The sequence below is a fragment of the Neisseria subflava genome, assembly GCF_003044935.1.
Lineage (GTDB): Bacteria > Pseudomonadota > Gammaproteobacteria > Burkholderiales > Neisseriaceae > Neisseria > Neisseria subflava_E.
Map to the genome: position 1 here is coordinate 31,182 of NZ_POXP01000001.1, position 21,934 is coordinate 53,115.

At 49.1% G+C, this 21,934-nt stretch carries 16 protein-coding genes; 7 read left to right on the forward strand and 9 right to left on the reverse strand.

Annotated elements, in window-relative coordinates:
• Positions 1-124: 124 nt before the first annotated feature.
• From putP to DBY95_RS00170, 3 genes are all read right to left on the reverse strand, one after another.
• Positions 125-1,651: a sodium/proline symporter PutP gene (putP, locus tag DBY95_RS00155; RefSeq protein ID WP_107722960.1), complete on the reverse strand. Its 1,527-nt coding sequence runs from the start codon at positions 1,649-1,651 to the stop codon at positions 125-127.
• Between the two features lie 451 nt (positions 1,652-2,102).
• The gene (locus tag DBY95_RS00160) at positions 2,103-2,897 is read right to left on the reverse strand and encodes a formate/nitrite transporter family protein (RefSeq protein WP_107722961.1); all 795 of its coding nucleotides are present in this window, start codon (positions 2,895-2,897) and stop codon (positions 2,103-2,105) included.
• A 198-nt stretch (positions 2,898-3,095) separates the two neighbouring features.
• Positions 3,096-5,309 (reverse strand): RelA/SpoT family protein, encoded by a 2,214-nt coding sequence (locus DBY95_RS00170; RefSeq protein WP_107722963.1) that lies wholly within the window; start codon positions 5,307-5,309, stop codon positions 3,096-3,098.
• 88 nt (positions 5,310-5,397) lie between these two features.
• On the opposite strand from DBY95_RS00170, the gene DBY95_RS00175 reads away from it, so the two are divergent.
• The gene (locus DBY95_RS00175; RefSeq protein WP_107722964.1) at positions 5,398-6,108 is read left to right on the forward strand and encodes a GrxB family glutaredoxin; all 711 of its coding nucleotides are present in this window, start codon (positions 5,398-5,400) and stop codon (positions 6,106-6,108) included.
• A gap of 56 nt (positions 6,109-6,164) precedes the next feature.
• Here the strand turns inward: DBY95_RS00175 and DBY95_RS00180 are convergent, their stop codons facing one another.
• From DBY95_RS00180 to DBY95_RS00190, 3 genes are read right to left on the reverse strand one after another with little or no spacing between them, the layout of a single operon-like run.
• A complete protein-coding gene (locus DBY95_RS00180) occupies positions 6,165-6,683 on the reverse strand; it encodes a PqiC family protein (protein WP_107722965.1) in 519 nt (172 codons plus the stop codon).
• Entirely contained in the window at positions 6,683-8,344 is a 1,662-nt protein-coding gene (pqiB, locus tag DBY95_RS00185; protein WP_107722966.1) for an intermembrane transport protein PqiB, read from the reverse strand. Before pqiB ends, DBY95_RS00180 begins: the two co-directional genes overlap by 1 nt.
• Positions 8,341-9,651 carry a paraquat-inducible protein A gene (locus DBY95_RS00190; protein ID WP_107722967.1) on the reverse strand — a complete coding sequence of 437 codons (1,311 nt, stop codon included), beginning with the start codon at positions 9,649-9,651 and terminating at the stop codon, positions 8,341-8,343. Before DBY95_RS00190 ends, pqiB begins: the two co-directional genes overlap by 4 nt.
• 404 nt (positions 9,652-10,055) lie before the next feature.
• Between DBY95_RS00190 and DBY95_RS00195 the strand changes: the two genes are divergently transcribed.
• Entirely contained in the window at positions 10,056-10,679 is a 624-nt protein-coding gene (locus DBY95_RS00195) for a biliverdin-producing heme oxygenase (protein ID WP_107722968.1), read from the forward strand.
• Positions 10,680-10,852: 173 nt separating this feature from the next.
• The gene (locus DBY95_RS00200) at positions 10,853-13,225 is read left to right on the forward strand and encodes a TonB-dependent hemoglobin/transferrin/lactoferrin family receptor (RefSeq protein ID WP_107722969.1); all 2,373 of its coding nucleotides are present in this window, start codon (positions 10,853-10,855) and stop codon (positions 13,223-13,225) included.
• 77 nt (positions 13,226-13,302) lie between these two features.
• On the opposite strand, the gene mnmC is transcribed toward DBY95_RS00200, so the two are convergent.
• Positions 13,303-14,913 carry an FAD-dependent 5-carboxymethylaminomethyl-2-thiouridine(34) oxidoreductase MnmC gene (gene mnmC / locus DBY95_RS00205; protein ID WP_107722970.1) on the reverse strand — a complete coding sequence of 537 codons (1,611 nt, stop codon included), beginning with the start codon at positions 14,911-14,913 and terminating at the stop codon, positions 13,303-13,305.
• A 124-nt stretch (positions 14,914-15,037) separates the two neighbouring features.
• Between mnmC and DBY95_RS00210 the strand changes: the two genes are divergently transcribed.
• Positions 15,038-15,628 (forward strand): tyrosine-protein phosphatase, encoded by a 591-nt coding sequence (locus DBY95_RS00210; protein WP_107722971.1) that lies wholly within the window; start codon positions 15,038-15,040, stop codon positions 15,626-15,628.
• A 74-nt stretch (positions 15,629-15,702) separates the two neighbouring features.
• Here DBY95_RS00210 and cysE read toward each other — a convergent pair whose 3' ends face one another.
• The gene (gene cysE / locus DBY95_RS00215; protein ID WP_049359705.1) at positions 15,703-16,521 is read right to left on the reverse strand and encodes a serine O-acetyltransferase; all 819 of its coding nucleotides are present in this window, start codon (positions 16,519-16,521) and stop codon (positions 15,703-15,705) included.
• Between the two features lie 150 nt (positions 16,522-16,671).
• Between cysE and grpE the strand changes: the two genes are divergently transcribed.
• The 3 genes from grpE (at position 16,672) to DBY95_RS00230 (ending at position 19,944) form a co-directional block, all read left to right on the forward strand.
• A complete protein-coding gene (gene grpE / locus DBY95_RS00220; protein WP_049336248.1) occupies positions 16,672-17,232 on the forward strand; it encodes a nucleotide exchange factor GrpE in 561 nt (186 codons plus the stop codon).
• Between the two features lie 304 nt (positions 17,233-17,536).
• Complete coding sequence (gene dnaK, locus DBY95_RS00225; protein ID WP_107722972.1) at positions 17,537-19,465, forward strand: molecular chaperone DnaK; 1,929 nt, start codon at positions 17,537-17,539, stop codon at positions 19,463-19,465.
• Positions 19,466-19,725: 260 nt separating this feature from the next.
• Positions 19,726-19,944 (forward strand): hypothetical protein, encoded by a 219-nt coding sequence (locus tag DBY95_RS00230; protein WP_107722973.1) that lies wholly within the window; start codon positions 19,726-19,728, stop codon positions 19,942-19,944.
• 73 nt (positions 19,945-20,017) lie between these two features.
• Here DBY95_RS00230 and DBY95_RS00235 read toward each other — a convergent pair whose 3' ends face one another.
• Positions 20,018-21,358, reverse strand: coding sequence for a DUF2868 domain-containing protein (locus DBY95_RS00235; protein WP_107722974.1), 1,341 nt, complete (start codon positions 21,356-21,358; stop codon positions 20,018-20,020).
• Positions 21,359-21,934 lie beyond the last annotated feature (576 nt).

A 21,934-nucleotide genomic window follows, 5' to 3' on the forward strand; every position in this document is an offset into this window, starting at 1 on the left:
TGATGCGGATACAAGATGCATCCGCATAAATTGCTGTTTTTTCTGATAAGGCTCAGATTATTTTGAAACAGTTTATGTCGTAAAGACGGCCTGCACGGAATCATGCAGGCCGTCTGAAAACGTCTTATTTAGAGGCGCGGTATTCCGCGTCTGCTTTTTCAAAGCGTTCTTGTAATTCGCGTGAAGGTTTTTTGTCGATCAGGGACACCAAAACAATCACGAGTGTGCAAATGATAAAGCCAGGAACGATTTCATAGACAGTAGCGAAACCTGTTTCTTGTGCGGCCAAAGCAGGTTTTTTGATCCACTCGGCCCAAACTACTACAGTCAGTGCACCTGCAATCATGCCGGAGAGTGCGCCGTAGGCAGTAATGCGTTTCCACAGTACAGACAGGATAACAACCGGACCGAATGCGGCACCAAAACCTGCCCATGCGTAAGCCACCAAGCCCAATACTTTGCTGTTAGGATCAGAAGCAATCAGGATGGAAATCACGGCAATCGCCAAAACCATCAGACGGCCAATCCATACCAACTCGGCTTGTTGTGCTTTTTTACGCAGGAAGCCTTTGTAGAAGTCTTCGGTAATCGCGCTGGAGCAAACCAACAATTGGCAAGACAGGGTGGACATTACGGCGGCGAGAATCGCGCTCAAGATGATACCGGCAATCCAAGGGTTGAAGAGCAGGGTGGCCAAAGCGATGAAGATACGTTCGTGGTTGCCGTTCATTTCATCAACGTGGGCAGGGTTGGCACCGAAGTAAGCGATACCGAAGTAGCCGACAGCCACGGCACCGGCCATACACAGAATCATCCAAGTCATACCGATACGGCGTGCTGAAACCAGAGATTTAGCGCTTTCAGCAGCCATGAAACGGGCCAAAATGTGTGGTTGGCCGAAATAGCCTAAGCCCCAAGCGGCGGTAGAGATAATGCCGATAAAAGTAGTACCGGCAAACAGGCTGCCGTATTCCTTACCGGTAGAAGCGGCAACTTGTTGGATGGCAGCGTTCATTTGATCTGCACCGCCCAAACCCAAGTACACCATTACAGGAGTCAGTACTAATGCAAAAATCATCAAAGAAGCTTGCAGGGTATCGGTCCAGCTTACGGCCAAGAAACCGCCCAAGAAAGTGTAGGCGATGGTCGCGCCGGCACCCAACCACATAGCTTGAGTGTAAGACATACCGTGGAACAGGCTTTGGAATAGGGTAGCACCGGCTACGATGCCTGAAGCACAGTAAATAGTGAAGAAGAACAAGATAATCAGTGCAGAAACCACTTTCATCAAGTGACCGCCGGCACCGAAGCGGTGGAAGAAGTAATCAGGAAGCGTCAGCGCGTTGTTGGCGTATTCGGTATGTACGCGCAGACGGCCTGCAACCAACAGCCAGTTGAGGTATGCACCCACAATCAGACCAATGGCAATCCAAGCTTCATTCAAACCGCTCAGGTAAATGGCACCTGGCAAGCCCATCAAAAGCCAACCTGACATATCGGAAGCACCGGCAGACATCGCGGTCACGAACGGACCTAAGCTGCGGCCGCCGAGAATGTAGTCGTCGAAGTTTCGTGTTGAAAAATAGGCGGCGAGGCCGATCAGTAATACGGCGACCAAATAGATCGCGAAAGTGATATACATGGGATTCATGTACTTATTCCTCATCTAACTTTTAAAACGGGTTTGAAATTGCAAGCAATTCATACCCAAACTTTTTTCTAATAAAAATACAGCTTAAAAATCCTGTTTTTTGCGAGAGAGACAGGATAAATTATTTTCAAATACAATAAAATACGAAATCTTAATGCATTAAATTGTAAATAATTTAAACCAGCATACCGCAAAAAGTTGCTTTTGCAAAGCGAAGAACTCAGCCTTTATTCGAAATTGATGCCGCTTTTTGGCTAAGTCATTTAAAAACATAAAAATATATAAATTTTTACTGATGATGACGAAGGAAAGTGTGTGAAACTATCTTTCCTGATGTTTTTGGGGGATTAAAGAGAAAAAGTAATTAAACGACTTGGACTTTCAGACGGCCCTGTGTAGAACCCCCGTATCTGTGTCGGGCAGATACGGGGTTTTTAGAAAAAAGACTACATTAAATAGAAAAATCGTCTTTTAGTAAGTGTTTGTAAGCAAAGAGATAAGAGGCTGCGACAAAGGATGATCCGCCCAGGACGTTGCCTAAGAAAACGGGAATCATGTTGTAGAAAAATTGACCCCAGCTGACGTTTGCGCCCGCCCAAATGCCGGCCGGAATGATGAACATATTGGCAACAAAATGTTGAAAGCCGATTAACACGAAGATCATTACCGGAAACCAAGTTGCCAAAATGCGGCCTGAAGTATGGCGTGAGCCGAAATAGAACCAAATACCCATGCACACCATCCAGTTACATGCGATAGCGGAAACGAATGCACGGCCAAAGTCCATATTAACTTTGGCTTCGGCGATGGCAATGGTTTTAGCCGTAGCCGCTCCTTCTGCCAGGCCGACGTAGTGGCCGAGGAAATAGGCCATGGCAACGGCGCCTGCCAGATTGCCCAAGCTGACGATGAGCCAGTTGCGTACCAGTTTGTAGGTGCTGACGCGGCCGGTCAATCTGCCCAAAGCCATAATCATCATATTGCCTGTTGCCAGCTCGCCGCCGCCGATTAAGATACAAATCAGCGCAATCGGGAATACGGACGCGCCCAAAAGGGCGGCCAGGCCGTTCCATTCAGCCGGAATGCCGCTGATGACGCGCAGGCAGGCAAGATAGCCGAAGCCGACATAGCCGCCGCCTAAAAAACTCAAAATCACCAACATCTTGATGCTGAATTCAGATTTGGCGCAACTTTTGCCGATGGCGTCCTGCAAAATTTCATGAGGGAACAGGTCTCGTGTGTCCATGAAGTTTCCTTAAGGTTAATATAAGAATAAAAATATCTTTCTTTATCATACGGATGGCGAGTTTGCCTGAGAATATGGCGGACAGGAAATAACGGCTGATTGTAAGGATAGAAGCGTAGGTTATATATTGGCAGTTGATGTGTGAAAGGCCGTCTGAAAGCAATACTTTCAGACGGCCTTTAGATGGGGGAATGGGAATTATAAGCGCGTTACGCTTAAAACGCCTTTGATGTCGCCCAGACTGGCTAATACGCGCGGCAGGTCGTTGACTTGGCGGACTTCAAGGGTAAAGCGCATGCTGGCTTCCAAATCGCGCGATTGGGTTTGCACCGCGGTAACGTTAAGTTTATGACGCGCCAGCGCATCCGAAACGTCGCGAAGCAAACCGGAGCGGTCTTGGGCGCGGATTTCAACATCGACGGCAAACACTTGTCCTTCTTGCAGGGCTGCCCAGCTTGCGTTCAACACTTTTTCCGGCGCCTGCTCGGCAAGGTGGCGGAAAGAAGGGCAGGTGCAGCGGTGAACGGAAATGCCGCGGTCGCGGGTAACAAAGCCCACAATATCGTCCGGAGGTGCCGGTTTGCAGCATTTGGCAAGCGTGGTCATCAGGCCGTCTTCGCCGTCAATCAAAATGCCGTTTTTGCCACCTTTTTTGATTTTAGACTGTTTGACGATATTGGTTTCATCAATCGGTACAGGAGGCGGCTCATTCAGAGCGCCGCAGGCTTTGTGGATGGCGCGGTTGGAAACTTCGCCCTGACCGATGGCTGTATAAAGTTCATCGGTTTTTTTGAAGCCGAGTTTTTCCGCCAATGCTTGCAGATTGGGTTTGGGGAAGATTTTTGACAACTGTTTGTCCAACTGGGCGCGGCCTTCTTCGCGCACGGTATCCGCATTTTGCTGGCGGATGTAGGCACGGATTTTACTGATGGCGCGGTTGGATTTGACCCAGCCTTCATAGAGCCAGTTGACGGAAGGGTTCCCCTCTTTGGCGGTAATGATTTCAACGCGTTGACCGTTTTCCAACGGCGTTGACAGCGGTACGATTTGTCCTTCAACTTTTGCACCGCGGCAACGGTCGCCCACGCTGCTGTGCAGGGCGTAGGCAAAGTCAATCGGGGTGGCGCCCGTAGGCAGGGAGAGGACTTTGCCGTGCGGGGTCAAAACGTAAATCGTGTCGTTGAAAAGTTCGGTTTTGAAGGCGGCGGCAAGGTCTTCTTTGCCGCTTTCGGCCATGTTTTCGCGCCAGTCTAGGAGTTGGCGCAACCAAGCGATTTTCTGTTCATAGGCGGAATCACCCTTGCCACCTTCTTTATAACGCCAGTGGGCGGCAACACCGAATTCGTTGAATTGGTGCATGTCGAAGGTGCGGATTTGGACTTCCACGCCTTTGTCTTCCGGGCCGACGATGACGGTGTGCAAACTTTTATAGCCGTTGCCTTTCGGGTTGGCAATATAGTCGTCGAACTCGCCCGGAATCGGCTGCCAGAGGCTGTGGACAATGCCCAGCGTGGTGTAACACTCGGGAATGGTGTCCACCAAAATCCGTACGGCACGGATGTCGAACAGGCCGTCGAAAGTGAGCTTTTTCTTCACCATTTTTTTGTAAATGGAGTAGATGTGCTTCGGTCTTCCGGCAACTTCAAAATGAATATTGTATTTTGTCAGTTCCGTACGCAGGATATTGAGGAAGTTTTCGATGTATTCGAGGCGTTCGGTGCGTTTTTCGTCCAAAAGCAGGGCGATTTCGCGGTATTTTTCCGGCTCTTGATGGCGGAAGCCCAAATCTTCGAGCTGCCATTTGAGTTGCCACACGCCCAAGCGGTTGGCGAGCGGGGCAAAAATGTCGAGGGTTTCTTTGGCAACGGCGCGCTTTTCAGGATTATCGGGAACGTTGCTTAAGAATTGGAGGGTGCGCGTGCGCATCGCCAGTTTGATCAGGACGACGCGGATGTCGGTAACCATTGCCAACAGCATTTTACGCATGGTTTCGGCTTGTTGGGCGCGTTCTTCCGGCGTGGCGAGGCTGTCCACGCGTGCGAATTGGGTCAGTTTTTGTACTTCGTCTACGCCTTTGACCAGCTCGCAAACGGTGCTGTTGCAGCGTTCGGCAACCAATTCTTGCCAAGTGGGAACGTATTTGCCGATGTCGGACAAAATCGTAGCCGCCACGGCATCGGGCAATAAGTCAAGTTCGCTGACGATTTGCATCGAGCCGAGGAAATGTTCCAGCAATGGCTCGCCGTAAGTCGTTAGTGCATCGGCGGGGTAATGTTCTTTAGCTAAGTCAAAGGCCGTCTGAATCAGGTTTTTATCGGAATCGGGCAGCGCGGCAACATAGCCGTCGAACCAAGCGAGGAGGCCTTCCAGCGTTGCACTCGATGTTTGGGGCGTTTGGCGAATAGTGGTCATGGCGTGCGTTTTTTTCTTTTTGATAAAAACGTTGCCATTGTAACAGTTTATTGCCGATAGCCCTAGATTTGTATGCGAATGTGGCACTATGTTTCAGGAAGCCTTGTTTCAGACGGCCTTGGGTGTTATGGTTAACCGTTTTGAAATTTTAAGGAGCATTTCGATGAAACTGTATATTTACGACCATTGCCCGTTTTGCGTCCGTGCGCGGATGATTTTTGGCTTGCGCGATGTGGCGGTGGAAGAGGTCGTTTTAGCAAACGATGACGAAGCTACGCCGATTGGCATGATTGGCTCAAAACAAGTACCGATTTTGCAAAAAGAAGACGGTTCGTTTATGGGCGAGAGTTTGGATATTGTCCGTTACATCGATCAAGGCCGTCTGAAAGAAGAAGTTCGTCCAGAAGTGCAGGCTTGGTTGGATAAAGTGGGTGAATACAATAACAAACTGGTACAGCCGCGCATGGTCAAAATCGGCCTGCCTGAATTTGAGACCGATGAAGCGAAAAAATATTTTATCGACAAAAAAGAGAAAAGTATCGGCAATTTCGAGACTAATCTGAACAAAACGGCGCAATATCTGGAGCGTCTGCATCAAGATTTGGCAGAGCTGGAAGCGCTGGTGTGCGAAGGCAAGGGCTTGGGCGGTGAAATCAGTTTGGAAGATATCCTGACGTTCCCTATTTTGCGCAACCTGACTGTTGTGCGCGGTATTCAATGGCCGCAAAAATTGATGGATTATTTGTTGGCGATGAGCGAGCGTTCCGGCGTAGCTTTGTATTTTGACCGCGCGTTGTAATGAATGTTTGAAATATGAAAAAGGCCGTCTGAAAGTTTTTCAGACGGCCTTTTGGTCTAATAGGCAATCGTATCGGCAACCTGTGACAAACCGTTTTCCAACGATTCGAGCATGGCGGTATAGCCGTCGCCTTGTTGCGGCGTGACGGCGTTAAACGGTTTGCTGCGTCCGTCCGGCCATTGTGCATAACCGCTGATGGTGGTCTGCCCCTGATAGCTGCCTTGGAAGGCTTCGATATAGACTTTCAGGGTTTGGCTGCTTTGGCTGCGTGAAGCAGGCACAAAGGTGCGATGCGGATTGAGGCGGTTGAGCTTGTTGCTGAGGTTTGCCGCCAATGCGCCATCGAGCGGTGCCGCCCAAAGGTGGTTTTTCGCCAGATTCACATGATAGGCATCGATTTGGTAAACGAGGCCGCCGTTGGCAAGCGGTTCGGAAAGGTTGACTTTGACCGCGATTTCGTTGCCTTGTGCTGTCGGACGGATGTACTGGCTGTCGGGCAGGACGAAATATTGTGTGCTTTGCGCAGTGCCGCAGGCGGCAAGCGTCAGGGCGATGGCAATCGGGAAGAGGCGCATTATCGGCTTCCTTTCGGGATAGGGTCTTTGCTGCTGCTGTTGAAAATCAGCGCATTGGGTTTTTCTTTCAAAGTATTAATCACGGGTTGAACGTCTTTTAAGGTTTTGTCCAAACTTTGCAGCGTATTTTGTACGTCGCCGTAGATAGGCGATTGAGGCGATACGCCTTGCAGGGTTTGACGCAACTCTTTCAGGGTTTGGTTCAACTCGTTCGGAATGTTTTGTGTCTGCGGTTTGCCGACCAGTTTGTCGATAGAGCTTAGGGCTGCATTGGCAGATTTGAGTGTGGACTTGAGTTCAGCAAGCGAACCGTTCAAGCCGGCAACGGTTTTATCCAATGGCAGGTTATTGAACTTGTCTAACAAGTCGGCCACTTTTGCCTGCAAATCGTCCAAACCGCCGCCTTGGGTTGCAATAACGGTATCGCCTGCATAAACGGTATGCGGTCGCAGCTTAGGCGAGGAGGAAGGCTGATCGTTCAACTCAATCATTTTGCTGCCAGTCAGCAGGTTGTTGCTGGAGATGGTGGCGGTCAGGCCTTTGTTTAAGGCCGTCTGAAATTGTTGTTTCCAATGTTCTTTGCTTTGTTCGTCGGCATTGATTTCCAAACGGGAAGGCTCGATGCGGATGCGTACGGGAATCCAACCGTTTTCAAACAAATGCAGGCTATCGTTGCGGTCGAAATAAGGGACGTCGGAAACCACGCCGACATTCAGGCCTTTGTATTCAACAGGCGAACCAGCAGTCAGGCCGCGTACGGATTGTTTGAAAAATGCGGTGTAATACAGCGAGCGGTCGTCAGGCAGGTTGGCGACTTCGCTCCGACTGTCGTAAAGCGTGAAGCTGTCTTCGCTTTTGACGTTTTTGCTGTCGCTTGTTTTGGGCGAGTCAAAGGAAATTGCGCCGGACAGCAGGGCAGGCAGAGGGGCGGAGTTAAGTTTGACACCGCTGCCTGTGGTTTCGATATTAATGCCGCTTTCTAGCCAGAAACGGCTGGCGGAATTAATCAGTTTGTCGTTGGGGCTTTGGATGAAGATGGTGTAATGCACGCTTTGGTCGGACGGGTCGAAATGCGCGCTTTCTACTTGGCCGACCATAAAGTTTTCATATAAAACCGGGCTGCTGACGTTGAGGATGCGGTCGTTTTTGCCGATCAAATTCAGGCGCAGGCCGCTTTGACCGATGGCGGCAATCGGCGGAATGTCTTGGACGACAAATACATCTTTGGTTTCTTGGCTTTTACCCGGTGTAAATGCAATATATGAGCCGGAAAGCAAGGTTCCCAAGCCGGTAACGCCGCTTTGGTCGATACGCGGTTTGACCACCCAAAATTGGGTATCGCTGCGGATAAGGTCTTTGGCGTCGGCACTGAGTTGGGCAGTAACTTCCACGCCTTTTTGGTCGTCGCGCAATTTGATGCGGGTAACGCGTCCGACATCGACGTTCAACACCTTAATAACGGTGTTGTTGACTTCGATGCCTTCAGCGCTGTCCATCAACAGCGTAACGACAGGGCCGCGGTTGCGGATGTCTTTAATCAAAAGCCAGCCGCCGGCAATCAGCGCAATCAGCGGAATCAGCCACACGATAGACGTGAAGACATTGGTTTTCTTGACACGCGCCGGGGCGTGGTAATTGGGTGAAGAATCGTGTTTTTTCATTGTGTTAAGGTCTGGTCAGAATCAAGGCCGTCTGAAAGCTGCTGTTGCTTGTCCCAAATCAGACGGGGATCGAAATAATAGGCCGAAAGCATGGTCAAAATAACGACCAGGCAGAAGTAAATCGCCGCGCCACCCGGCACGACGCGCGCCATATTGGTGTGGAACGAACTCATCAAAATAATAATCACAAAAATATCAATCATCGACCAGCGGCCGATGGATTCGGTAATCCGATACAAAACCGACATCTTGTCCGCGCTCATCACAGGCTTGAAGTATGCGGAATAAATCAAAACCGCCATCGCAATAATCTTCAAAACCGGCACCATAATACTGGCACTGAAGATAATCACGGCAATCAATCGGTCGCCGTCGTTCCACATATAAACAATGCCGTTAAAAATCGTGTTGATCTCCAAAGCCGTCGGATTGGACGAAATCATAATCGGCAGGATGTTGGCAGGGAAATACAGGATAAACGCTGCCATTAAAAACGCCAGCGAAATGCTCAGACTTTTCGGGCGGCGGCGGTATAAGTCTGCACCGCATACGCCGCAAGGTTGCTCGTCTTTATTGCGGAAATACAGGCAGCGGCTGCAACAGATTTTGTCTTCAGTGGCCGTCTGAACCGCATGGCCGCCGGTTAAACGGTGAATCTTATAATAAACCCAATGCTGCGGAATCGATACCGAAGTCCGAATCAGCATGACCGACAACGGAAACATCAGGTAAAACGCCGAGCCGAACTCTACTGTAGCAACGGACGAGAGCTTGATATACGCCACCAAAGTGGAAATAAAAAACACATCCACCATAATCCAATGACGCAACCGCACCAATACACGCGTCGCAAAGCGCAGTGCAGGGTAGGCCTTTTCGCGTATCAAAGCCGTATAAACATAAAGGCAGAGCAGTAAAAACAGTAAAGGCGCGCCGAAGGTGAGGATAAACATCACTTCCGCCAGAAAACCATAATCCAGCGAAATCAAAAGCCGCATCATTTGCGGCAACGACAAAATCGATGTCACGCCGAACAAATCCACACGGATATACACCATATTGTAGGCGAAAGCCATCAGAATCAAGGTTGTCAGCGCATAGGCAATCGGCGCGATATACGGATTGTTTTCTACTTCCACAATTTCATGGTTGCATACCGGACAATGGGCTTCCTGTCCCTGACGCAGGCGCGGAATATCCATACGGCAGCCGCAATCCGGGCATTCCACCGTATGTGCAGGCAGTGTCGCATCAGGAAGATAAGACTTGTAGCGCCACCAACGATGGTAGGCAGGAATCCGTTTCATGGTTCGGCAGGGGATAAAGAAGGTGCAAAGAGTGTCGCATTATAAAGGAAAACAGAAGGATAGCTCAAATTTAGGTCGATATTTGATTGAATGGCGGCTGCTTAATAAGGTTTGGGCCGTCTGAAAAGTTTGAAAAGGGTTTAGAAGGTTATTGCTATGGGCTGTTAAATTTTATTAATAGGTCTTAGTTTGGTTTATTGTTATTATATTAAAAATAATATATATTCTCATTAATTAAAAACACGATGAGCCTTGTAGATCTGTGGAAGGTATGCGGTCAACGAATCTGAAGCAGGTTAAAAATTATCTTCTTTGTTTTTAAAACGATTCTTTTCAAATTAGACGGTATTTTTAACCATAAAGGCCGTCTGAAACCATTAGTCTCTTAATTCAAAGGAAACATCATGAGTGAAACACAAGAGCTGACTTTCGCCAAACGCTTGAAAGAGCAAACCACGACAACGCACGACAGCGTTGATAACTTGGTTATGTCCGTTCAGCCTTTTTCCAGCAAAGAAAACTACATCAAATTCTTGAAACTTCAATCTGTTTTCCACAAGGCTGTCGATCATATCTATAAAGATGCCGAATTAAACAAAGCCATTCCAGAGCTTGAATACATGGCGCGTTACGATGCCGTGACTCAAGACTTGAAAGACTTGGGCGAAGAGCCTTACAAATTTGACAAAGAATTGCCATACGAAACCGGCAATAAAGCCATCGGCTGGCTGTATTGCGCCGAAGGTTCTAATTTGGGCGCGGCATTTTTGTTCAAACACGCTCAAAAGCTCGAATACACCGGCGAATTCGGCGCACGCCACCTGGCTCCTCATCCGAACGGCCGCGGCAAACACTGGCGCGCTTTTGTCGAGCATCTGAATGCTTTGAACTTGACTCCGGAAGCTGAAGCGGAAGCCATTCAAGGCGCGCGCGAAGCTTTTGAATTCTATAAAGTGATTCTGCGTGAAACCTTCGGTTTGCCGGAAGGTGCGGAAGCGCCTGAAGGTATGACGCCGCACAGACTCTAAAAAATAATTAAATCAAACAGACAAGGTCTCGGCGTAGATGTTTGCAGGGGCCTTTAATTACACAACAAAGTTTTGTTTGAACGGGTTGCTGTCTTATTAATCATTAATGATTATCAGAAATTTTTATGTATTAACTGATGGATGAACAATCCATTACATCTTGAGTTGATAATATGAAACCATTACAAATGCTCCCCATTGCCGCGCTGGTCGGCAGTATTTTCGGCAATCCAGTCTTGGCAGCAGATGAAGCTGCAACCGAAACCACACCCGTTAAAGCAGAGATAAAAGAAGTCCGCGTTAAAGGTCAGCGCAATGCGCCTGCAGCCGTGGAACGTGTCAACCTTGGCCGTATCCAACAAGAAATGGTACGCGACAACAAAGACTTGGTACGTTATTCCACCGACGTTGGCTTGAGCGACAGCGGCCGCCATCAAAAAGGCTTTGCCGTGCGCGGCGTGGAAGGCAACCGTGTCGGCGTCAGCATCGACGGCGTAAACCTGCCTGATTCTGAAGAAAACTCGCTGTATGCCCGTTATGGCAACTTCAACAGCTCGCGTCTGTCTATCGACCCCGAACTCGTGCGCAACATCGAAATTGTGAAGGGCGCAGACTCTTTCAATACCGGTAGCGGTGCATTGGGTGGCGGCGTGAATTACCAAACCCTGCAAGGTCATGATTTGCTGTTGCCTGAGCGTCAGTTCGGCGTGATGATGAAAAACGGTTACAGCAGCCGCAACCGCGAATGGACAAATACACTTGGGTTCGGCGTGAGCAACGACCGCGTGGATGCCGCTTTGCTGTATTCGCAACGTCGCGGTCATGAGACTGAAAGCGCGGGCGAGCGTGGTTATCCGGTAGAGGGCGCCGGCAGCGGAGCGAATATCCGTGGTTCTGCGCGTGGTATTCCTGATCCGTCCAAACACAAATACCATAGCTTCTTGGGTAAGATTGCTTATCAAATCAACGACAACCATCGTATCGGCGCATCTCTCAACGGTCAGCAGGGCCACAATTACACGATCGAAGAGTCTTATAACCTGACCGCTTCTTCTTGGCGCGAAGCCGATGACGTAAACAGACGGCGCAATGCTAACCTGTTTTACGAGTGGACGCCCGATTCGAATTGGTTGTCGTTGTTGAAAGCGGACTTCGATTATCAGAAAACCAAAGTAGCGGCGGTTAACAACAAAGGCTCGTTCCCGATGGATTATTCTACCTGGGCGCGCAACTACAATCAGAAGGATTTGGACGAAATCTACAACCGCAGCATGGATACAACCTTCAAACGCATTACATTGCGTATGGACAGCCAACCATTGCAAATAGGCGGCCAACATCGCTTGTCGTTTAAAACTTTCGCCAGCCAGCGTGAGTTTGAAAACTTAAACCGCGACGACTACTACTTCAGCGGCCGTATTTTACGCACGTCCAGCACGATTCAGCATCCAGTGAAAACCAACAACTACGGTTTCTCGCTGTCTGACCAAATCCAATGGAACGACGTGTTCAGCAGCCGCGCAGGTATCCGTTACGACTACACCAAAATGACGCCGCAGCAACTGAATGCCGAGTGTCATGCTTGTGACAAAACACCACCTGCAGCCAACACTTATAAAGGCTGGAGCGGTTTTGTCGGATTGGCTGCACAGCTGAGTCAGACATGGCGTTTGGGTTACGATGTAACTTCCGGTTTCCGCGTGCCGAATGCGTCTGAAGTGTATTTCACTTACAAACACCGCTCAGGTAACTGGTTGCCTAATCCGAACCTGAAAGCCGAGCGCAGCACCACCCATACCCTTTCTCTGCAAGGCCGCAGCGAAAAAGGTACTTTGGATGCCAACCTGTATCAAAGCAATTACCGCAACTTCCTGTCTGAAGAGCAGAAGCTGACCACCAGTGGCGATGTCGGCTGTACTCAGATGAATTACTACTATGGTATTTGTAGCAATCCTTATTCCGAAAAACTGGATTGGCAGATGCAAAACATTGACAAGGCCCGAATCCGGGGTCTTGAGCTGACAGGCCGTCTGAATCTGGACAAAGTAGTCTCTTTCGTACCTGAAGGCTGGAAACTGTTCGGCTCGCTGGGCTACGCGAAAAGCAAACTGTCGGGCGACAACAGCCTTCTGTCCACCCAACCGCTGAAAGTGATTGCCGGCATCGACTACGAAAGCCCGAGCGAAAAATGGGGCGTGTTCTCCCGCCTGACCTATCTGGGAGCGAAAAAGGCCAAAGACGCACAATATACCGTTTATGAAGACAACGGCTGGGGTACGCCTTTGCAGAAAAAGGTAAAAGATTACCCATGGCTGAACAAATCGGCTTATGTGTTCGATATGTACGGTTTCTACAAACCGGTGAAAAACCTAACCCTGCGCGCCGGCGTGTATAATGTGTTCAATCGCAAATACACCACTTGGGATTCCCTGCGCGGCCTGTACAGCTACAGTACCACCAACGCAGTAGAAAAAGATGGCAAAGGCTTAGACCGCTATCGCGCCCCAGGCCGCAATTACGCTGTATCGCTGGAATGGAAATTCTAAGCAGTTAACGGATAGCTAAAGGCCGTCTGAAAGTTTTGATGACTTTCAGACGGCCTTTTTTATTTAAAACGAAATCTTTAAACGGATAACAACGGCTGCTGCCGAACAATCGCGCGGATGATGGCGCGGTTGGGGTGTAGTGCGGTTCTCAGCCTTTGTGATAGCGGATGCGGCAAACCGAGTATTTCGGCCGCAATGGCGGCGGCGCAGATGGGGGCTGTCGCCAGTCCGCGCGTGCCGTGTGCCGTATTGACGTAGGCATTGGGCAGGTAAGGGCAGGGGATATTGTCGAGGCGGTAGTTTTTGTCCAATGCCAGTTTGGCGTAGGCGGACTGCATGGCGGCGATGTCGCCGAGTGCACCGACAACGGGCAAGTGGTCGAGGCTGTCGCAACGTAGGGCGGCATGGCCTTGCGTGTCTTGAAGGCCGTCTGAAAACGAATCTTGCTCAAACAGGGATTGTGCCAATGGCGGATTGAGCTGTTGCAGGGCGGCGCGGTTTTCGGCTTCTTCGTTTGGATACCAAGTTTCATCGTTGCTGTTGAGGATAAATGTCGCGCCGTAGCAGTGGCGGCCTTGCCAGCTCGGGCTGATGTAGCTTTCGCCGGAAATGGCACAACGCAGTTTTTGTGAAAACGGGCTGGCGGACACAACGCCGGTTTGGCCGCGGATTTGGCGGAAAGGCAGCGCTGAGATGTTGGTGTCGGAGGCAGTCGGGCTGTGCGCGCCCATGCAGTAAACGATATGGCTGGCGCTGAAATGCGCGTCCGGCGTATGTGCCGTCCATTGTGTGCAGTCATGCGATACTGCGGTCAGCGGCGAGTGTTCGTGCAACTCAATCAGCGGATGATTCAATAAGGTATGCACGACAGTGGGTGGATTCAGCCATACACCTTGCGGCCAATAAAGGCCGTCTGAAAATACGTCTATGCCTGCAATGTGCGCAGCCTCTTCGGCAGATACGCTGCGGTAGAGGTGTTTATGCTGGTGTTGCAAACCCAAGGCTTGATTGCGTTTGCGTTCGCTTTCGTCAAAATTCAAATGCAATACGCCGTCGCCGCCCCATACGTCAGAATCAGGCAGCAAGTCTTCCAACAATCGGCGCGTGTAGCCGTAGCCTGTCAGCAGCAGCTCGGTTTGTTCGGTATCGTGTGGCGAGATTTTGGCGTAGAGCAAGCCTTGGCGGTTGCCGCTGCCTGCCTGCGCTGCTTTTCCGGCCTCCAAAACCGTAACGCGTACGCCGTGTTCCGCCAGTTTGCGTGCGGTCGCTGCGCCGGCAATGCCTGCGCCGATAATCAGGACGTGTTCGGGCGCGGCTTGATGTTCAGGCCGTCTGAACCAAGGTTTTAGGGGAATAGGGGCGGATTGGGGTATGGCTTCGGTTTGCCATTCGATATGATGGAAATGTTCGTGTAAGCGGTCGGTGCGGTGTGGCGGCACCAGCCAAAGGTGCACGTCAAGCAATAGGTCTTCCAAAACATTGACGCTGTTGAACTGAAGGCATTTCATGGCTTGAACGAGGCGGTTGTTCAGACGGCCTTCAAGCTCGGAGGGATGATTCGATAATGGAAAATCGGGAATATGGTTTTCAGGCAGGCAGACAATCAAATAAAGCGGCGCGGTATGTTGTTCGATGGCGCGGCAAAGGGTAGCAAGGGAAGGTGTGGTGTTCCAAGCAAGGCAGGTCATGATGAAAGGCCGTCTGAAAAAAGAGGCTTTATTGTAACGCGGTTTGCGCGGATAGAATATCCGGACGGGTTTTGATAAAATCTTTCGATATTTGTTTTCCCATTGATTTTCATACAGGAATTTTATGCGCCGTCTTTTATTGTGCCTTCTCGCTTCCGGCTTGCCCGTTGCCTGTTTATCTGCGCCGCCGGATAACGGCGGCCAAGCCTTTCAGCCCGAACGGTGGGCAACACCCATTAAACACGATGCCAACTTTTATCGCATCGATGACAAGCTTTACCGCAGCGAGCAGCCCGTTGCCGAAGATGGCGAAGCCATTGTCAAGCTGGGCATTCAAAGCGTGATCAACCTGCGCTTTTTCGACCGCAACGATGACGACCATTTGAAGGCGTATGGTTTAACCTTGCTAAACCGTCCGTTGCTGTCATGGAGCATTAAGCCGAAAGAGATTGCGGAAATCCTATACCTGATTGAAAAACAACAGCAAAACGGCGCGGTACTTATCCATTGTTATCACGGCGCGGACCGTACCGGTTTGATTGCCGGAATGTACCGCATCATCTATCAAGGCTGGCCGGTGGAAGAGGCAAAAGCCGAAATGCAACACGGGCCTTACGGTTATCACAGCATTTGGAAAAACATTGCCAAGCTGTTTACCGAAGAGAAAGTCAAGCAGGTTAAAATGCATTTGGAAGCCTTGCGCAAACGCGGTTGACGCCAAGATTCAAAACATAAAAAGGCCGTCTGAAAGATTTGTTTTTTCAGACGGCCTTTTGAATGGCAGACGGTTTAAATCACAAAATCCGTAGATGATAATTGAATGCTTTGATCCATATCGGCAGACGGGGTTTTGGAAGAGCGGCCGACCGGTTTAGCTGGTACGCCGACGACGGTAATCGAAGACGGTACGTCGGCAACGACCACACTGCCTGCGCCGATTTTGGCATTCTTGCCGATGCGGATGTTGCCCAAAATCGAAGCGTTCGCACCAATCATCACGCCGTCGCCGATTTTCGGGTGTCGGTCGCCGCTTTCTTTGCCCGAACCGCCCAGCGTTACGCCGTGGAGGATGGAAATATTGTTGCCCAAGACGGCGGTTTCGCCGGCGACAAAACCGGTGGCATGGTCGAGCATCAAACCATGACCGAAACGGGCGGCAGGGTGGATATCGACGCCGAACACTTCCGACATGCGGTTTTGCAGGAAATACGCCAGCGTTTTGCGGCCGTTTTGATAAAGCCAGTGGTTGATGCGGTGTGCCTGTACGGCGTGGAAACCTTTGAAATACAACAGCGGCAGCGAATATTCATCACAAGCCGGGTCGCGCTCGTAAATGGCTTTCAAGTCGGCCTCGACACATTTGCTGATGCGGGTGTCCGCACTTAAAGCCTGCTGATAAATTTCAAACAGCGCACGCACGTCCATAATCGGACTGCCGAGCTTGCTGGAAAGATGGTAGGCAAGTACCGAATCGAGCGAATCGTGGCGCAACACGGTTTGGTGCAGGAAGCTTGCCAGCATCGGTTCGGCCGCGGCGGCCGCTTCGGTTTCTTCGCGGATGGTGTGCCACAGATTAAAATCGGTTGAATTCAAATGGTCTTTTTTCATGTTTGAGGCCGTCTGAAGAATAAAATCAGATGGCTATCTTACCGTTTTCCAACGTCTTTTAACAAGGCATTTGATAATCGGCATTCAAATGCTTGAAGTTTTTTCAGACGGCCTTATATATGAAACATCGAATATCAACACGCTAAAAGGATGTCAGAAATGACGGAGCATAACGAACAACATCAACACGAAGCAGAAGAAGCGGCAGCCGTAGAGACTGCCGAAACCGTTGAAACCGAACAAGCAGAACCGACTTACGAAGAGCTTCAGGCGCGTGTCACCGAGTTGGAAGGCCAACTCAAAGACAGTGAGCTGCGCGGTTTGGCAAACGAGCAAAACCTGCGCCGCCGCCATCAGCAGGAAATCGCCGATACCCATAAATTCGCCGGACAAAAATTTGCAGCAGAAATGTTGCCGGTTAAAGATTATCTCGAAATGGCGCTGCTGGACCAAAGCGGCAATTTCGATGCGCTGAAAATGGGTGTGCAAATGACTTTGAACGAGCTGCAAAAAGCATTTGATGCCACACATATTAAAGAAATCAACCCACAGCCGGGTGACAAACTCGATCCGCACCAACATCAAGCGATGCAGGCAGTCGTCAGCGAGCAAGAGCCGAATACCATCGTCAGCGTGATGAAAAAAGGCTACACATTATCCGACCGCGTGCTGCGTCCTGCGATGGTTGTCGTGGCGAAAAAAGAAGATTGAAGGCACCGCTTGATAAAGTTTATCAAGCATAAGATCTTCAGACGGCCTTATCCGGTTTCAAAGCCCGATGTTCCGCTATTGGAAAATCATTCCGATAAACCGGAATCGGAAAATTAAAGCCGGCCGTCTGAAAAAAGAATAAACGGCTTGTGGATAAATAAATCAAGTACTTGAATTTAATTTAAAAAAAAATTCAAATTAAGCCTTGAAAAAAAATGAAGCAACCTTATTTACAAGCCATCGGAACGAAATGTTCCACAGGATTATTAATTTAGAAAAGTTTATTTATTAGGAGCAACATAATATGGCAAAAGTAATCGGTATTGACTTAGGTACAACCAACTCTTGTTTGGCCATTTCTGAAAATGGTCAAACCAAAGTGATCGAAAATGCAGAAGGTGCACGCACCACTCCTTCCGTTATCGCTTATTTGGACGGTGGCGAAATCCTCGTCGGCGCACCTGCAAAACGCCAAGCGGTAACCAACGCTAAAAATACTATTTACGCCGCCAAACGTTTGATCGGCCACAAATTTGAAGACAAAGAAGTTCAACGCGACATCGAATCTATGCCTTTCGAAATCATCAAAGCCAGCAACGGCGACGCATGGGTGAAAGCGCAAGGTAAAGAGCTGTCTCCTCCTCAAATTTCCGCAGAAGTTTTGCGTAAAATGAAAGAAGCCGCTGAAGCTTACTTGGGCGAGAAAGTCACCGAAGCCGTGATTACCGTTCCGGCCTACTTCAACGACAGTCAACGTCAAGCGACTAAAGACGCAGGCCGTATCGCAGGTTTGGAAGTAAAACGTATCATCAACGAACCAACCGCAGCCGCTTTGGCATTCGGTATGGACAAAGGCGACAACAAAGACCGCAAAGTAGCCGTATATGACTTGGGTGGCGGTACTTTCGATATTTCCATCATCGAAATTGCCAACCTCGACGGCGACAAACAATTCGAAGTATTGGCTACCAACGGCGATACCTTCTTGGGCGGTGAAGACTTCGACCAACGCTTGATCGACTACATCATTGACGAGTTCAAAAAAGAACAAGGCATTGATTTGAAACAAGACGTAATGGCTCTACAACGTCTGAAAGAAGCTGCTGAGAAAGCTAAAATCGAATTGTCCAGCAGTCAGCAAACTGAAATCAACCTGCCATACATCACTATGGACGCAACCGGTCCTAAACACTTGGCCATGAAAATTACCCGTGCCAAATTTGAAAGCCTAGTTGAAGACTTGATCCAACGTTCTATCGAGCCTTGCAAAATCGCATTGAAAGATGCCGGCTTGAGCACCAGCGATATCGACGACGTGATTTTGGTTGGTGGTCAAAGCCGTATGCCGAAAGTACAAGAAGCCGTTAAAGCCTTCTTCGGTAAAGAGCCTCGTAAAGACGTGAACCCTGATGAAGCCGTTGCCGTAGGCGCAGCGATTCAAGGCGAAGTATTGAGCGGCGGCCGTAGCGACGTATTGCTGTTGGACGTAACTCCTCTGTCTTTGGGTATCGAAACCATGGGCGGCGTGATGACCAAGCTGATTCAAAAGAACACTACTATTCCGACTAAAGCGTCTCAAGTGTTCTCAACTGCCGAAGACAACCAAAGCGCAGTAACCATCCACGTACTGCAAGGCGAACGCGAACGCGCTTCTGCCAACAAATCTTTGGGTCAGTTCAACTTGGGCGACATCGCACCTGCACCACGCGGTATGCCACAAATTGAAGTTACTTTCGACATCGATGCCAACGGTATCCTGCACGTTTCTGCCAAAGACAAAGGCACCGGCAAAGCCGCCAACATCACCATCCAAGGTTCTTCAGGTTTGAGCGAAGAAGAAATCGAACGCATGGTGAAAGATGCCGAAGCCAACGCTGAAGAAGATAAAAAACTGACTGAATTGGTCGCTTCTCGCAACCAAGCCGAAGCTCTGATTCACTCCGTGAAAAAATCTTTGGCCGACTACGGTGATAAACTCGACGCTGCAGAGAAAGAAAAAATCGAAGCTGCGTTGAAAGAAGCTGAAGAAGCCGTGAAAGGCGACGACAAAGCCGCCATCGATGCTAAAGCCGAAGCTTTGGGTACAGCCAGCCAAAAACTGGGCGAAATGGTTTACGCTCAAGCGCAAGCCGAAGCACAAGCAGGCGAGGGTGCACAAGCCGAGTCTTCTGCTAAGAAAGACGACGACGTTGTAGATGCCGACTTTGAAGAAGTAAAAGACGACAAAAAATAATTGATGCCGTCTGAAAAAAAGCGCGAATCGAAAGGTTCGCGCTTTTTGTCGTTTGGGGAACGTGTAAAGACGCTTTGTCAAAATTGACGGTAAACTTTCAAAACCTTGCTACATCATCGTGTTGCCATAATTCTATTGCCAAATTTTGAACAGATTTCTCCGAATGCTGACAGTCAAAGCCATTAATATTTTGTCCATCGCTTGAGTGCGAATAAGTTCTTAGTTCTTACCTCAAATCAATCCCTTGAAAGAAGATAAATATGAAAAAACTGATTCAAATGACCTCTTTGATGGTTGCAGCTGCCGGTTTGGTATTGGCTCCGGTCGCTTCTGCACACGGCAAACATGAAATGCATCCGAAACAAGAGCGTATGCACAAAAAAGCCAAACCGCAAAAAATGAAAAAACCTGTACCTAAAGCCAAACACCATGCAGCCAAGCCCAAACATCATCAAGAGCATCGCCACGAACATCATTAAGATGAATCCTCAACAATAAATAAGGCCGTCTGAAACCCAAACATCAGGTTTCAGACGGCCTTCGGTTTATCTGTCAAATAGAGCTTTGCCGTTTTTCTTGTGCCAAACGGGTCGGCTCCAGCCAGGCAATGTTTCTTTCTGCCAGCGCATCGCGCCAATAATCCAGTTTGGTATCCAAATCTTCAGAGAAACTGTCTTGATTCAAAAGCTGAATGATAACGCCGCCGTCCGTAGCTTCGGCCAAACGGCTGATTTGACGCAAAATGCCGCGATCGGGAACAGTTTGCGTGCGTACGCCGATGAGAAGTTGCGCCGGAGTTTGTTTCAATTCGGCTTCTAATTGTTCCAAATCTTTTCTGCTGGCGGCCACGCCTTTGTCTATCCATTCTTGCGCCAAAACGCCGGAAAACCAAAGCGGCTCAGGCCATTCCGTTTCCAGTGTAACTGCCCATTTGGGCGCATTATTCAGCGTAATTTTAGATGAAACGGGAACGATGGTTTCCTGAAAATCATCGGCATCAACAATCTTCGTTTGCCATGTGCGGAGGATGTTTTGATAGTAGGACTGATTCAAATCCAAACGTTCGCGAAGGGTTTTTAAAGTAATCTTGCAAGCCAGCCAAGCAAGCAAGCGCGGCAGAATACCATAGCAGATAATGCTGCCGATGAGTAAACCCGCCCAAGCGCGCGCATCTTCGATGTGATTGTTCAGACGGCCTGCAATTACGGCCTGACTGTCGGGAACAGGAAAGCCCAAACGTTCCGGCAGCCATGACAAAGCCTCAACCGTTTTCACCAATGCCGTATTGCTTAACAGCGTACTTTCCCAGTTGAACGTATATTGACGCACCAAAAGCAGCAGCAAAACAGAAACCAACATCCCCGACAGCGTACAAAGCCACAGGCCGTGTGAAGTTGCACCAATCAGCCAACGCGTTTGCGGCTTGCGCCATTCGTCCACATAAAGCCGCAAAATAGCCTGATTGACCGGGTCTTTTCCACGGAACCAAGTTGCCGGACTGCTGATAAAGTGCACATTTTTCAAACGCAGGAATAAAGTCGCCAGCCACACCAGCAGCATGACCGTATTCATGCCCAGAATCCCGGCCAACACCAGAAAAAAGTTCAGTCCCTGATGGTCCATCAATAGATAAGTACTGGAAAAACCGACCGTAAACAACAACGTCGCCGCAACAATCCAAAGCCAAAACGAGCCCGTCTCCACCTGTTGCAACACATATTTTAAATGCTTGTCGCGGTCGATAATTTGAGCGCGGCGTATCAGTTTTTCCTCATTGCCGCCGTCAATATGTTGCAACGCTTCCGTCGCCTGCACAGGATCTCCCGGAAAAATATAGGCACGCTCTTCAAGGATACGGACCAATTCGACAAGTTTTTGCGATGGATTCAACATAAATGATAGGCCGTCTGAAAGATAAAATGGAAACGTCTGTTATACCCCCAAATAAACCCTTTTTTTGCAAAGGTCAAAAAATTAAAAGCAGTTTTGATTTTGGGTATATAGTGGAATAGATGTAAAAAAAGCAGCCCGAAAGCTGCTTATTTTGAGTGTGACGGAGGGACACAAACTAAAGGCATAATTCATTGTTTTATATTATAAAAATAATAAAGCAATCTAAATATACCCACAAATATTCCCACATTTTGCAAAGGTCAAAAAAATAATTTAGCAGTTTAGGCCGGTCATTATAACTTTTTTTGGGGCGTGTTGTTATTTGAGTGATTAGGCCGGCGGCTTCTCTCTCAAATTTAAACCGCTATATATATACAAAATGCACTGGTTACTCTGGTTACCTGGTTACCAGCCCCTAAAAACCTTTATAAATCAACGATAATGCGGTAACCAGTTATGCCCTTGTCATTGGTTACCAGTGCCGGTTAAGTGGTTACCCGCCGCCTTTTGCTTTCTTTTCATGGACTTGCAAAAATCTAGGGACTGCGTTATTACGCGCGCGCGCGTATTGGTGTC